This window comes from Emticicia fluvialis, from assembly GCF_024793945.1.
In the GTDB taxonomy this organism is placed as follows: domain Bacteria; phylum Bacteroidota; class Bacteroidia; order Cytophagales; family Spirosomataceae; genus Emticicia; species Emticicia fluvialis.
The window spans coordinates 208,506-223,382 of sequence record NZ_JANUSD010000001.1 but is presented as its reverse complement, the minus strand read 5'-3'; the positions used below and the strand labels follow the sequence as shown (position 1 = coordinate 223,382).

At 42.9% G+C, this 14,877-nt stretch carries 11 protein-coding genes; 6 read left to right on the top strand and 5 right to left on the bottom strand.

Annotated features, from left to right (window positions below):
* Positions 1-6: 6 nt before the first annotated feature.
* From NZ848_RS00945 to NZ848_RS00930, 4 genes are all read right to left on the bottom strand, one after another.
* Positions 7-1,062: a 3-oxoacyl-ACP synthase III family protein gene (locus tag NZ848_RS00945; RefSeq protein WP_259013999.1), complete on the bottom strand. Its 1,056-nt coding sequence runs from the start codon at positions 1,060-1,062 to the stop codon at positions 7-9.
* A gap of 224 nt (positions 1,063-1,286) precedes the next feature.
* Positions 1,287-2,189, bottom strand: coding sequence for a DUF4349 domain-containing protein (locus NZ848_RS00940; protein ID WP_259013998.1), 903 nt, complete (start codon positions 2,187-2,189; stop codon positions 1,287-1,289).
* A gap of 101 nt (positions 2,190-2,290) precedes the next feature.
* Positions 2,291-3,856: a hypothetical protein gene (locus NZ848_RS00935; protein ID WP_259013997.1), complete on the bottom strand. Its 1,566-nt coding sequence runs from the start codon at positions 3,854-3,856 to the stop codon at positions 2,291-2,293.
* A gap of 69 nt (positions 3,857-3,925) precedes the next feature.
* Positions 3,926-5,386: a TonB-dependent receptor gene (locus NZ848_RS00930; protein WP_259013996.1), complete on the bottom strand. Its 1,461-nt coding sequence runs from the start codon at positions 5,384-5,386 to the stop codon at positions 3,926-3,928.
* Between the two features lie 381 nt (positions 5,387-5,767).
* Here NZ848_RS00930 and NZ848_RS00925 point away from each other — a divergent pair, with 381 nt between their 5' ends.
* The 6 genes from NZ848_RS00925 (at position 5,768) to NZ848_RS00900 (ending at position 14,222) form a co-directional block, all read left to right on the top strand.
* Complete coding sequence (locus tag NZ848_RS00925) at positions 5,768-6,076, top strand: hypothetical protein (RefSeq protein WP_253533196.1); 309 nt, start codon at positions 5,768-5,770, stop codon at positions 6,074-6,076.
* Between the two features lie 123 nt (positions 6,077-6,199).
* A complete protein-coding gene (locus NZ848_RS00920) occupies positions 6,200-7,492 on the top strand; it encodes a TolC family protein (RefSeq protein ID WP_259013995.1) in 1,293 nt (430 codons plus the stop codon).
* A 34-nt stretch (positions 7,493-7,526) separates the two neighbouring features.
* Complete coding sequence (locus NZ848_RS00915; RefSeq protein WP_259013994.1) at positions 7,527-8,630, top strand: efflux RND transporter periplasmic adaptor subunit; 1,104 nt, start codon at positions 7,527-7,529, stop codon at positions 8,628-8,630.
* A 33-nt stretch (positions 8,631-8,663) separates the two neighbouring features.
* The gene (locus NZ848_RS00910) at positions 8,664-9,953 is read left to right on the top strand and encodes a carbohydrate porin (protein ID WP_259013993.1); all 1,290 of its coding nucleotides are present in this window, start codon (positions 8,664-8,666) and stop codon (positions 9,951-9,953) included.
* A 66-nt stretch (positions 9,954-10,019) separates the two neighbouring features.
* Positions 10,020-13,130, top strand: coding sequence for an efflux RND transporter permease subunit (locus NZ848_RS00905; protein WP_259013992.1), 3,111 nt, complete (start codon positions 10,020-10,022; stop codon positions 13,128-13,130).
* A 204-nt stretch (positions 13,131-13,334) separates the two neighbouring features.
* Complete coding sequence (locus tag NZ848_RS00900; RefSeq protein ID WP_253533178.1) at positions 13,335-14,222, top strand: M23 family metallopeptidase; 888 nt, start codon at positions 13,335-13,337, stop codon at positions 14,220-14,222.
* Positions 14,223-14,349: 127 nt separating this feature from the next.
* Here NZ848_RS00900 and NZ848_RS00895 read toward each other — a convergent pair whose 3' ends face one another.
* On the bottom strand, positions 14,350-14,796 hold the full coding sequence (locus NZ848_RS00895) for an RrF2 family transcriptional regulator (RefSeq protein WP_253533177.1): 447 nt from the start codon (positions 14,794-14,796) through the stop codon (positions 14,350-14,352).
* Positions 14,797-14,877 lie beyond the last annotated feature (81 nt).

The window sequence follows — 14,877 nt, the reverse complement described above, 5'->3', positions numbered from 1 at the left end:
AAACTTTTACCAGCGAATCAGAGCAGACCCCCATGTAAATCCACTACCAAATGCAGCCAGACAAACCAGGTCTCCGTCTTTTACTTTGCCTGCTTCCCAGGCCTCACAAAGGGCAATCGGAATAGAAGCCGCTGTGGTGTTACCGTATTTCATGATATTATTAAATACTTTTTCGTCTGGCAGTTGCAGGGTTTTCTGAACAAACTGTGCGATACGTAAATTGGCCTGATGCGGCACCAGCATATCAATATCGGTTGGTTTAAGACCTACTTTGTTGAGGGCCTCCATGATTACCTCCGGAAACTTGGTAACTGCTGTTTTAAACACCAGCTGACCATTCATATTCGGGTAATAGGTTTTGTTCTCAATCAGGTTTTCGTACACGAAAATTTCGCCATACAGCGCATCAGGAAAACCGAACTTCTCTTTACCCAGATGATACCCGCCATGGCTACCCGGGCTTATCAGTGCCAGTTCTTCAGCATAAGTGCCATCAGAATGCAAATGGGTTGTTAATATACCTTTGCCCTCTTCTGTAGTTGGTTGTAATAATACAGCACCAGCGCCATCACCAAAAAGAACGGCCACATTTCGCCCACGGGTTGTGAAATCCAACCCCATTGAGTGCATCTCAGACCCAACCACCAGCACATTTTTATACATTCCGGTTTTAATGAACTGGTCGGCTACTGACAAAGAATAGATAAACCCTGAACACTGGTTGCGGATATCAATAGCGCCCATTTCTTTGTGTGCAATACCCAGTTCTCTTTGCAGCAACACACCGCAACCCGGGAAATAATAGTCGGGGCTTAGCGTGGCAAAAACAATAAAATCTATCTCTTCGGGTTTTATGCCTGCTCTTTCGCAGGCTATTCTGGCGGCATTGGCACCCATAGTGGTGGGTGTTTCTTCATGCTTTTTTCCGTATCTTCTTTCTTTAATACCCGAACGCTCTTGTATCCATTCATCCGTAGTATCCATTACTTTCATCAGGTCAGCATTTGTTACCACCTGCTCAGGCACGTAAAATCCTATACCTGCTATTTTCGAATTTACCATATTTGTTGCTTTTTGAATCCTGCCACGAAATTACAAGAAAAACTCACAAATGTTCAAGATATTCTTAGAATAGTACTTGACCGTTTTTAGATTTGCTTTTTATTGTTTATATTAATACTCACTTACCCAAATGCTTCATTGCCCGGCTGCTAACATCAATATGCTGCTAGGTATCTGAAACCTACACCGATAATTATATTTTCTGCCTAATTTAAAGTCATTACCTATGGGCGTTCAGCATAGCCTGTTTTTCTGGTTCGCAGAAGCCAGATCATTCCTACAGCTACCAGAATAAATACCCAGAGTTTCATGAGAAGAACTATTGCATCCTCCAGGAAAACCCATCCTGTCATTAGTGAATTTTGGATACGAACCCAAAAACCCGTTCTGTAGGTATCCATTCTTTGGTTGTTTTCAACCATTGTTTTATCAAGAAAAGCAGGCTGGTAAAGATGAATAGTAATAGTGCTTAAATTGACCTGCTCTTGTATTCCAAGCTTTTTTAGTTTGCTCTCATCTGCACTCATCTGATGAGCCAACAGCGTTTCTTCCGCCTCTACTGCTGTCTCTATGTCACCTTTCCGATTCTGATGAACCTTTATGCTCCGCGCTACAAACTTTCCATGTCTTATCGCTGCCAACTCACTCGATAAGATTCTTAAACTTACTTCTTCTGCCTCTATAGTACGGTGGTTTATATAAAGTATCATACCATTCAGGTCTTTCAGAAGGCTCTGCAAATTCCTATTAGGTATCCTGAGGGTAATATTATTTGTAATATTTACCGAACTAATTTCCATTAAAGAATCCGGACTTATGATAATTGTTTTCTTATCTTCTACCTCTGATTGCATGTGAGCGTAACTCACGAACCCATTATACTTAAGAGCCAGCTCTTCAATTTGCTCTGACGATTTCCGCACATCTTTTACCTTAAAATCTAAATCAACCTTTCGGATGAATTGAGACCGCAACAGGGAATCTTGTTTTTCTGGAGCGATTTCGGAGCCACCTGATAAATCAGGTTCTTCTGTTTTTGAATCGATGTCTCCCTGTCTGGCGCAAGCCATAAAAAAGCAGCCTATTGCTCCCAATAGCGCTGCTTTATGGTTAATGGTAAATCGCATGATTTCTGAAGTTTTTGATTATAACTCAAAAACGTACACGATTTAAACTAATTGCAAAATTTTAAGATTTTTTTAAGAATTATTTAAGACAAATTTAAGAATCAAGGTTTCGTCTGTTCTTCCGGATTAAAATCTTTAAATGTTTTCTTGATATTAGTGTCAGTTGGCTTGTTTTTAGGCTCCCATGACGCATCAAGGTCAAGCACCACCAACCCTTTCAGGTTCATGGTACTCATGAAATCATCAACTTTTCTGATGAAATCGGGCCCTCTGCGAGACGATTTCAAAGAGAAGTCACGTGCAAAGATATCTCCCTTGGTCTGAATCTCATTCTTTTTCTCAATTACGTAATTCAGCCTGTCTATCAGGTCTTTCATTGATTTACCAATTACCTCGGTTGCCTCCAGTGTACCAATAGTTAACACGGTAGTACCACCTAAAGTAGATGCCAGTCTTTGCTGTTCCGGTTGATCTTTGGGTATCAGAAAAGACGACAGGCTAGTAGTAGCACCCAACGATGCCGTTACAATAGACCTGTTCTTCTTACCTTTTTTAGCTTTAATATACAATTTCTTCAACTCGGCTTCTTTCTCTCTCAGTTGCTCCATCAGTTCCCAGCCTCTCAGTAGGGTTCCCCTGTACAGATTATAAAGCTTCAAATCGGCTTCAGCTTCGTTAACAGCGTTTTTTACGGTAAACTTAATGGTTTTTACAGCCCGCTTTCTGGTTTTGTCAATCACAAAGAAATCAACCGTGAACGACAGCGTGTCGTATGGGTCTTTCACAAAATCATAACTGGGTTTAAAAATAAACTCATACTGATTAGCCGTGTTTTTTACCAGCATATTTTTGGTAATATTCTGGTTATCAGTCAGAAAATCAAACTCCTGAATATCGTCATCGCCGTTCGGGTCTGACAAATAAAAACGCAGGCTCACCGTCTGGTTCTCTTTCAGGAAAAAGTTACTCTCTCTTGGCACCACTACAATTTCCGGAGGCAGGTCTATCTGGGTTGCCTCAACTTTCAGCCTGCCTTTCACCTGTACTTTTGAGGGCTGGTCTTCTGCATAAAACTCAATGTATAGCGGCTGATTCTTCAATTGCTTAAACTGTGTAAGCGAGGGTGTCCAGGACACTTCTCCCTGCGACGACATCTTCATGCCCTCGGGCAGCGTTTCAAGCGAAGGTATAATAACTATGGGGTCGTTGTCTTCGTCGTAAACAAAGTAGCGGTCAAACTTATAGATATTGGTTGTGTTGTATTGCACATAAAACGGGTTCTGGTCTTTTACAATCGGAGGGCGATTGGTATGCTGTATTCTGAATTCTACCTTGGCCGACACCACGTCTTTAGATGAGTCACATCTGGCCTCAAAAATAACCTGTTGAAATTTAAAGCCTGTAAGGCGGTCAACCAGGTCATAAGAGGGTGTCCAGGAAAATCTGCCGAGCGAATCCAGTTCCATCCCATCTACCTTGCCCTGCGGAATTGAAAACTTGAAGTTTCCACAATCTTTACCTTCAATTTTTAACTGAAAAGCAACCTGGGTGCCTTCTTTTAGCTGGTTCCAGTCGGTACCTGAAGGTAAAACAATTTTAGGTGAGTCTTGTGCGAATAAGTGCTGAAAAAGTACTAAAAAACTAAAAATCAGTAGGTTAGTTCTCATTTTAATCATACGATAAGTTATTTAAAAAAACCGGATACAGAAAGAGAATCGCTTCTCTGCCTGCACCAATTACTTTTCTTCTGGTGCCGCATCCTGTTTGCTTTGGCCGGGTATAACTACGCACGGAAAACCAAACAGACAACGGTCTTTTATCATTTTTATTACTTCATCCGGAACGTTTTCTTCCCAGCCTTCTTCTCCCTGCTTTATTAGTTGCAGCGTTCTGTCTGTATTGATGGCCAGGTTCTTGTCGTTATAATGATGAATGTCTTCAATTTTATTATTGGCTATCAGATACCTGTACAAATCAATCAGGTGCATGGGTGGTGTAAACCGCATGCCACTCATAATTTTGCCGTTCTGATAGGTCGGATACACAAAAACTTTCAGGTTGCGGCTGAATAACGTGGCAAACGATTCAAGAATGCCACCTGCTAAATCAGTATAATGCTTTTCTTCAAAAATGTATTCCAGATTAGGATAACCTATAATCAATCCCATTTTAAGTTTGGTAATTTTTGATACATAGGCAGCCAGCTTATAGTATTCCTGATAGTTTGATATCATTACCATGTGGCCCATCGAACACAGAATATCCACGCGGTCCAGAAAATCCTTCTCGTCTATCTCAGCATCGTTTTGTTTCAGCCCCTGAAGGGTAATTTCGCACATCACCACAACCTTGTCTTTATCAACGTCAGGCTCACGCATAAACTGTTTCGTGCCGTTGTCGAGCATATCCAGATGCACATTTACCAAAGGCCTGAAACGACCTCTCAAAACCAGCGCGTGTTTTCTGAAAAGTACCTCAGAAGGTTGCAGGTTTTCACCATCGGCGCCAAAAAGAGCAATATCAGACAATCCGTGCATTACCAGACGAAGGCTCATCAGTCGGTTATCGACATGCTCAAAGTCTGGCCCTTCAAAGCGTATCATGTCTATCTGAATGCGGTCTTTAGACAAATCATCCATTAACGACAACAAAAGCGTTTCGGGGTCCTGGTAATAATAAAAACTTCCGTAAACCAGATTAACCCCCAGAACGCCCAGTGCCTGGTGCTGTAAAACGTTGTCGTTGTCCAGCATTTTTACGTGTATAATAATATCATTATACGCACCACCCGGGGTAAGCTGAAACCTGAGACCCATCCAGCCGTGGGCTTCGTTGGTTTTGTGGTAATTAAGCGCTGCAACTGTGTCAGAGAAAGCAAAAAATGTAGAGGTTTCTCCCCTTTTTTCGTTAAGCCGCTCAATAAGCAAACCATACTCATGGTCAAGCATGCTCATCAGGCGTGGTTCACATACATAACGGCCGTTTTCCATTGCGCCATAAATGGCATCAGAGAAGGTCATATCGTAGGCCGACATGGTTTTGGCAATGGTTTTTGATGCCCCCCCGGCCTTAAAAAAGTTGGCGGCTACATCCTGCCCGGCGCCAATTTCAGCAAAACAACCGTAAATCTGTTTATTGAGATTGATACGCAAAGCCTTCTGTTTAGTACCCAGGTTTTTCTCGTATATGGTTTCCATTTTTGATGTCTTTTTACGCGTGTTATTCATCTCACACACCATCATTTTTTCTCTACAAAGGTAGACCTAAACTTGTACTTTTCCAAGTATAAATCTTAATTGAAGTAGCTGTCACTTAAACACAAAACGATCTTAAAACAGAGCATATTTAATCAAAAAAGACTTTTTAATAAATTTTTAACGCATGTTTGACATGGGCTTTGCCTTCATTGCTCTAATTTTGAATTTGAAAAAACTCGCCTTGTGTTTGGTAATAAACCAATCTAAGGATTCGTTGAACATTAACAGGCAGTTGTTTCATTCCGGATTCCGGGAATGTACTTCCTATTATAAAAATTCTGATTAGAAATGTTAAAGCGGGTTTTATACATAATACTGTTTATGAGTCTGAGTGGGCTACTCCATGCCAACCAGCGACATACAGTTTCGCTTTATTTTCCTGTCAAAAAAACTGTTCATCATACCCACGGGATACCCCCGAGTGCCGACGATTTCTTTAAGGTTGACCCACAGACCAATTACTGTTTTTTACGTACCGTAGTAGACGAACAGGATTGGTACACCAACCATACGTTTCAGCCGCATACTTTCTTAAAAGAGAATGTTTTAAAAGACCTATTCGTTCAAAAAACGCTCAATTTTTTAAAAAACAGATACATTTATCTGCTCAACTGTATCTGGCTCATCTGATTCCCTGCCCCCACTTATAAGAGTTCCCACGCCTGAGTGCACTTTACAGCCAACCCGTCATTTGCGTTTCAAATGACACAGTTGTCTATTGTGCTTACTATTCATTATTATATCCGAATTACCGTGAAAAGAATAAAAAACATTGTTTTTCTATGGCTTTTCTGTATAAAGGCATTTGCCGCCACCGATTCCCTTAAAATCACGCTGAAAGATTTAGAAGGAATTTTCTTGCAGAAAAACGCATTGCTGATGGCTCATAAATTTGATATTGAAGCCAACCGTGCAGCCATTATACAAGCCCGCTTGTGGGAGAATCCAACTTTAACTGTAGAGCAGATGCTCTATAATAATCAGACCAAACGCATTCTGCCTGTACTGGGCCTGAATGACGTAAAAGGCCAGCCTACCACGCAGCAGGCCATTCAGCTACAGCAGCTTTTTTATCTGGCAGGCAAACGCACCAAACGCACAGCCATGGCAGAAACAAGCACACAGATAGCCGAAGATAACTACTATGATGTGCTGCGGGGCTTAAAATTTGAGCTCAGAAGTAATTTCTACGACCTCTATTATCTGCAGAACATCGTCAGAATATATGAGGAAGAAATTGGCTCGCTTGAAAAAACGCTGGCCGGCATGAATACACTGTTGCAGAAAGGTATTATTCCGATAAAGGACATTACACGTATAAGGGCCCTGTTATTTACACTTGAAACCGAGCAGAAGGACCTCAGACTTGAGATGCTTGAAAAACAGGTAAATCTGCGCACCATAACCGGAACCAGAAACGAAGTGTACTTTGTGCCTCAAACAAACAGAAATGCGGTTGATGCCCTTGATGTACGGTCGCTTACGCTTGATAATCTGTTGGCAACAGCTTTTGAAAACAGACCAGATCTGAAAATGCAGCAATCGGCGCTGGGGCTCGAAGAACAGAATCTCGTTTACCAGAAGGCTTTAAAAGTACCAGACCTGCAAGCCGGGCTGCTGTATGACCGCGCCAGTAGTAGTGTACCCAATTACTTTGCCGCGACTTTCCAGATAAACCTGCCCTTTTTTAACAAAAATCAGGGCAACATTAAAGCTGCAGCGTATAGGGTTCAGTCTGTTCAAAAGATGGTAACCAGCCAGGAAGACAAAATAACCGGCGACATTCAGTTGGCTTACCGCAGAGCGCTGGAAACCAATGAACTATATAAAGGATACGACAAAGCCTTTATGATTGACTTCGACAAACTATTCGACAACGTAAAACTGAATTTTGAAAAGCAGATTATCTCAATGCTTGAATTTGTTGATTTCTACGAGTCATACAAAAGCAGTGCCGTGCTTATGAACCGCCTGCAGAGCGACCGTGTAAGAGCAATAGAAGAAATCAATTTTATGGTCGGAAAAGAAGTAATAGGTATGCCCTAAAAAGGCTATTCTGTTTGCGTTAAAAACTAACACAATGAAAAAAACAAAAAATATAATATTCATAACTGGCATTTTTATCACAGCTGCTCTTGGTTTACAGAGTTGCAAAACCGAAACAAAACCAGAAGAAACCGCCAGAGAGAGCTTTGTGCTGACAGACACCATGATGACAAAACTGGGTTTCGACGAGGTGACATCCAAGGTACTGCTGTCTGAAGTGAAGCTAAGCGGTAAAATAACCGCCAATGAAGACAAAGTAGCCAAGGTGTTTCCGCGCGTAGACGGCAATATTGAAAAACTCAATGTTCAGCTGGGCGACTATGTTCAGAAAGGCCAGATACTGGCCATAATACGTAGCCGCCAGGTAGCCGAAATGGATAACCAATTAAGCATGGCCATGTCTAATCTGCAAATTGCCAGAAAAAACCTGGGTGTTGAAGAAGAACTGTTTAAAGCAGGCCTGGAACCGGAACGGAATCTGGTAAATGCCCGGCAGGAAGTACAAAAAGCGGAGGCAGAGCTGAAAAGGGTGCACGAAACCATGAAAATTTATGACCTGGGTAAAGAGGCAACCTATCAGATAAAATCACCGATATCTGGTTTTCTGATTGAAAAAAATGCCGTTGAAGGCATGGATTTCAACATTGAAAACATTGATAATTTCTTTACTATCTCTGACCTCTCTGATGTGTGGGTGTTAGCAGATGTGTACGAAACTGATATTAACAAAGTTAAAATTGGATATACCTGCGACATAACCACGCTGGCAGACCCTGACCGGAAAATTAAAGGTAAAATAGACAAGATTTTTAACGTGCTTGACCCCGAAAGCCGGGTACTGAAAGTGCGCATCCGTCTGCCGAATCCGGGCTATACCCTTAAACCGCAGATGTTTGCCATTGTACGGGTGTATCATGAAGAAGCCCAGACCATGCCGGCTATACCTGCCAAGGCTATAATATTTGATAAAAGCAGGCAATGGGTGATGGTATTTAAAGACCGCCGGCACATAGAAACCCGCCAGGTGAAAGTATTCAAAACCGTTGGCGACTACGCCTACATAGAATCAGGCCTTGCCCTTGGCGAAAAAATCATTTCAAACCAGCAACTGCTGGTTTATGATGCGCTTAACAATTAGCAATTAACCGTAATATTTTACTCAATGACAACAATGAAACGGCATTTATCTATCCTTGCCATGCTTTTAAGCATCCCGGCGTTTTCACAATCGCAGGCCGGTGCCAACCAACGCTTTAATTTCCATTTTCAGCAAACGGTTGTTACGCAGTATCAGCCTGGTGTAAAAGCGGCATACTCGGGTATCAATAGTTTTTCTACCAAAGAAGAGGCTCAGACATCTGTAACCTCCACATTTTTTATTGGTGTAAAACTGGGCAAATATACTGAAGTATACTTTAACCCCGAGCTGGCAGGCGGAAGCGGATTAAGCAGAGCTACCGGTATTGCCGGTTTCCCTAACGGAGAAACCTTCCGGGTGGGAAATCCGAAACCGACAGTCTACATAGGCAGGGCATACATAAGACACTACATTTCATTGAGTAAAGAAACCGAAACAGTAACCAACGGTATCAATCAGCTGGGTGGCCAACGCCCGGTAAAATATCTTTCGGTGGTGGCCGGTAAATTCTCGCTGGCTGATTTCTTTGACGGCAACACATATAGCCACGACCCCCGCACCCAGTTTCTGAACTGGTCGTTAATGAGCAACGGAGCCTATGATTACGCCGCTAATGTAAGAGGCTATACGCAAGGCATTATGCTTGAATACGTGAGCCCCGCTTTTTCGGTTCGCTACGCCGCGGCGCAGGTACCGGCAGAAGCAAACGGAGCCAGGCTGGATAAAAATATCGGCCAGGCGCTGTCTCATCAGGTAGAATTAGAAAAGCCCTTTGGTAATTCAAGACTACGCCTGCTGGGCTTTATTAACAAGGCCGATATGGGTAAATACACTCTGGCCACCCAAATGCAGATGCCAGACATAACCACCACACGGATGTATGGCCGGACCAAAGCAGGATTGGGGGCCAATTTTGAGCATAAATTCTCTGACGACCTGGGCCTTTTTGCCCGCTACAGCCTTAACGACGGCCACAATGAAACCTGGGCATTTACTGAAATAGACCGCTCATTAAGCGCGGGGATAGCCTTACAGGGTTCAAAATGGCACCGCCCCGAAGACACTTTCGGCCTGGCTGTAGTATCTAACGGAATATCTAAAGACCACCAGGCATATCTGAATGCCGGAGGCGTTGGCTTTATGGTAGGTGACGGTAAACTTAACTATGGGTCTGAAGACATCATTGAGGTTTACTACCGATATTATTTACACGAAGACCATTTCTGGATTTCGCCCGACTATCAGTTTATTATGCACCCTGCCTATAACCGGGACAGAGGCCCAGCCAATGTTGTAGGAGCAAGAGTGCATGTTGAATTCTGATTTCCGGTGAATATATCCTGAAACGGATTTATAAAACACTGAGCAGGCTCAACAAGCAACATTCTTATGAATAAATTCATTAAAAATATACTGGCGTTTTCTCTTAAGAATCGCTTTTTCACCTTCTTCTTTGTGGGTGTGCTCTCCATTGCCGGAGTAGTAAGCTACCTCAATACCCCCATTGAAGCCTTTCCCGATGTAACTAACACACAAATAATTATCGTAACCGAATGGAAGGGCCGCAGCGCCGAAGAAATCGAAAGGTTTGTTACGATACCCATTGAGGTAGCTATGAACTCCGTACAGCGGAAAACCAATGTACGGAGTATCACCATGTTCGGGCTTTCAGTAATGAAGATTATCTTTGAAGATGACGTTGACGATTTCTTTGCCCGGCAACAGGTAAACAACCAACTGAGAACCGTTAGCCTGCCCGAAGGGGCAGAGCCTGAGGTACAGCCCCCGTACGGCCCTACCGGAGAAATTTTCAGGTACACACTCCAGAGCCCTACGCGTGACTCAAGAGATTTATTAACGATTCAGAACTGGATAATCGACCGCCAGCTAAGGGCTGTTCCCGGTGTGGCAGACATTGTGGCTTTTGGTGGCCGCGAAAAAATTTATGAAGTAATGGTAAACCCATTGCTATTGCATAAGTATGATATTACGCCACTGGAGGTTTACAACGCCGTAGAAAAAAGTAACATAAATGTAGGTGGCGACATTATTGAAAAGAACGGCCAGGCTTATGTAGTAAGGGGTCTGGGGCTACTCACAAAGACTGAAGACATTGAGAACATCATTATCGACAACATTAATGGTACGCCTATCTACGTAAAAAATGTGGCTCAGGTAACTGAATCAAATTTCCCGAGGGTAGGTCAGGTAGGGCTTGATGATAACGATGATGCCGTTGAGGGTATTATTGTTATGCGTAAAGGTGAAAACCCAAGTGAGGTACTGGCGCGTGTAAAAGACAAGATTGAAGAACTGAACACGAAGGTGCTGCCACCAGATGTAAAAATGGTTACGTTCTATGACCGCGACAACCTGATGAAGTTCTGTACCGAAACCGTTTTACACAACCTTGCAGAAGGCATTGTGCTGGTTACGGTTATTGTATTGCTTTTCATGGCCGACTGGCGGACAACCGTTATCGTTTCAATCATTATTCCGCTGGCATTGTTGTTTGCCTTCTTCTGTCTGCGGCTAAAGGGCATGTCGGCTAACCTGCTTTCAATGGGGGCTGTCGATTTCGGAATCATCATTGATGGCGCCGTAGTTATGGTTGAGGGGATATTTGTGGCGCTCGACCATCTGTCCCATAAGGTGGGTATGGAAAAGTTCAATAAACTATCAAAGCTGGGTTTAATTAAAAAAACCGGAGCTGAAATGGGGAAAGCCGTTTTCTTCTCAAAACTAATCATCATTACGGCACTTTTACCTATTTTCAGTTTCCAGAAAGTAGAAGGCAAGATGTTTAGCCCCCTGGCCTGGACACTCGGTTTTGCCCTGCTGGGTGCGCTTATCTTTACACTTACATTGGTACCCGTGCTTTGTTCTATCTTATTGAGAAAGAATGTACGCGAAAAAAACAACCCGGTGGTGCGGTTCTTCGACAAGTACATTACCTCCTGGTTTAACTGGACCTACGCCCATAAACGCCTGAGTGTATTTGTTTCTTTTGTTTTTATGGTCGTAACCTTTGCCTCTACAGTTTTGCTGGGTACCGAGTTTTTACCACAATTAAATGAAGGCGCCCTTTGGGTGGGCGCTAAAATGCCCATGAGTATGTCGCTCAATGAAACCGTAAAAATGGTTCATACCCTGCGCGACAAACTGAATCAGTACCCAGAGGTAAACGGCGTTCTTTCACAGACAGGCCGCTCAAATGACGGCACCGACCCATCTGGTTTTTATTATGTGCAAATGCAGGTGAACCTGAAACCCAAAAAAGAGTGGACACGGACAATAAGCACTGATGAACTGATAGAAGAAATGGACAAAGACCTGCGGCAATTTCAGGGTATCAATTACAACTACTCACAGCCCATAATAGATAACGTGGCAGAGGCCGTAGCAGGAATGAACGCCTCTAATGCCGTAAAGATTTTTGGAAACGACCTTGACGAGCTGAATAAATATGCAGATGAGGTACTAGATGCCATTAAAGATGTGCAAGGAATTAAAGACATAGGGGTAATCAGGAATATAGGCCAGCCCGAAATGCGTGTGAACCTGAATATGAAAAGAATGGCCTTCTATGGAATACAGACCAGCGACGCACAGGCCGTAATTGAAATGGCCATTGGCGGCAAAACTGCCTCTATTATGTATGAGGGCGAAAAGAAATTTGATATCAGGATAAGGTACCTGCAGGAATACCGGAAAGACGAAACTGACCTGAGCAGCTTGCTGGTGCCTACAACCAGAGGCACGAAAGTACCGCTGAAAGAGATTGCCACTATTGAAACCGTAACCGGGCCGGCATCAGTTTACCGCGACAAAAATAAGCGCTTTATTGGTGTTAAGTTTTCGGTAAGGGAACGAGACCTGGGCAGCACCATTGCTGAAGCCAAACAACTGGTGGCAGCCAAAGTAAAACCCGGCAGAGATATTGGTATAGAATGGACAGGTGAGTTTGAAAATCAGGTACGGGCCAGCGAACGGCTGGGGCAGGTGGTTCCATTATGCCTGCTGGCTATTTTTGTAATTTTATTTGTGATGTTCGGCAATGCCAAAGACGCAGGTCTGGTGTTAGTGAATGTGCCTTTTGCCCTGATAGGCGGCATTCTGGCACTACATATTACCGGTACTATTTTTGGTATATCGGCCGGGGTTGGATTTATTGCGCTATTTGGTATCTGTGTGCAAAACGGGGTTATTCTCATTTCTGTTTTCAACAAAAACCTGGCTTCCAGAATGTCGCTCGATGATGCCATCAGAGAAGGTGTAAAATCCAGAGTAAGGCCCGTGGTAATGACAGCCCTAATGGCTGCCATAGGTTTGCTGCCTGCTGCCATCTCAACCGGAATCGGCTCAGAGACACAGAAACCCCTGGCTATTGTCGTAATTGGCGGGCTTATATCGGCAACGGTACTTACGTTGCTCATCTTCCCAATCATCTACCGTTTCTTTTACAGGCATAATTTACATACCATCAAAGACCTTGATTAATTGAAACAGTACCGCCTGAAAGCCGGATAGCCCCAACTATCCGGCTTTTTTTGTATAAAAACACGAATGACTATTTAAAAACATATCCGGGGCAGCCTCAGAATAAAATCATTATAAAAGTTATAAAAAAATAGCTTTATTTGTGCGTTGGTATTGGTTTTACCAGAATATTCTATTTCAATACCACCCATCCCATTGAGAAGTATGATTAAAATTTTTGCCTTCTGTCTCAATTTTCTGATTCTACAGAAAGACACCTCCGGTATAACCTATGAAAGCTACGTACAAGCCATTCAGGATTATAAACCTCTGCTGGCAGATATAAGAGAATACAAAATTACACCAGAAGATGCCCGCGAAAGATTTCAGTCTATCATGCTTACCCTTAAAAAAGCGTATCCGACAGCTGCCTATGATTCGTCAGCAGTAAGTATTATTTTTCCTTTACAAGGCTTTGACTATCGCGCTGTTGGCGGCCGTGCTGGTAACGGCTATAAAGACAAAGGCTATGATTTGTTCGACCAGAACGCCAAAGGCAGCCACCCGGCACATGATATATTTATTAAAGATAAAAATCAGGACTGCAAAGATGACCGCACAGGCGACTACGTGGGTATTTTATCAGTCAGTGACGGAATTGTGATAGGCACTGAAACCGAATGGCAGCCCGGTAGCGAGTACAGAGGCGGTAATTATATCTGGGTTTATGATACAGTGTCTGGTGGTTTATGGTATTACGCGCATCAGAAAGAGATTTATGTAAAAACCGGCGATACCTTAAAAGCCGGGCAAAGAATATCAATTATAGGCCGTACCGGATACAATGCCTATATGAAACGCTCAGACACACACCTGCATTTAACCTATTTGCGGATTGATGATGAGGGCAATCCATTTCCGGTAAATACTTACGGCTGGCTGAAAAACGCAGCTACCCTGATTGACCCTAGAATTGCAGCCGATTTAAAGCCTTTTGCGTACTTTGCTGAACCTAAAGCCCTGAAAGTAAATCCTAAGAAATTAAAAGCGCCTGCCATTAAGACCCATAAAAGTGGCTATTCGGGTAAGAAGAAAAAAAAGAAGAAAAGATAACAGGCAAGAAAGACCCCTCTTAACACAATAATTCTTCTCTGCCAGCAAAGAAGAATTATCAACCAGTATGCCCTTCATAAATTTAAGAACCCGCTTTGCGTGCGCAAGGCTGTATCTGTATCAAAATTTAAGTATTATTATGCGCGGGCAGCAACGGGGCTTCCTCCATCAGGTCTTTTAAAGTGGTATGTTCATAAACAGCCAGATTGGCGTCTCTTACTTTCTCCATAATTGGTCTGATACGGCACGTCACTTCATCGTCGCAATCGTCGCACTTGCCATAAAAGTGTAACGACACACATAGCATTGGTGCAATAGGGCCATCTATTATACGCACTATTTTAGCTATGGTTACCTGCTCAGGAGGCAACCGGAGCTGATACCCCCCACCTTTCCCCTTCTGGCTATGCAATATTCCGTTATTACGCAATTCAAGCAATATAGCTTCCAGAAATTTTTTCGGAATGTTTTCTTTTTCGGCTATTTCGGCAATAAGAACCGGGTGTTTTGATTCAAATCTTTCAGAAAGCAGCTTTAGGGCTTTTAATGCGTATTTTGCTTTTTTTGAAATCATCTATAGAGTGCTGATGTGTATTTTGGTTGGTTTTAAAGCTATGAGCCTGGCAAATGTAAAATTTTTTCCTGGTTTTGCAAT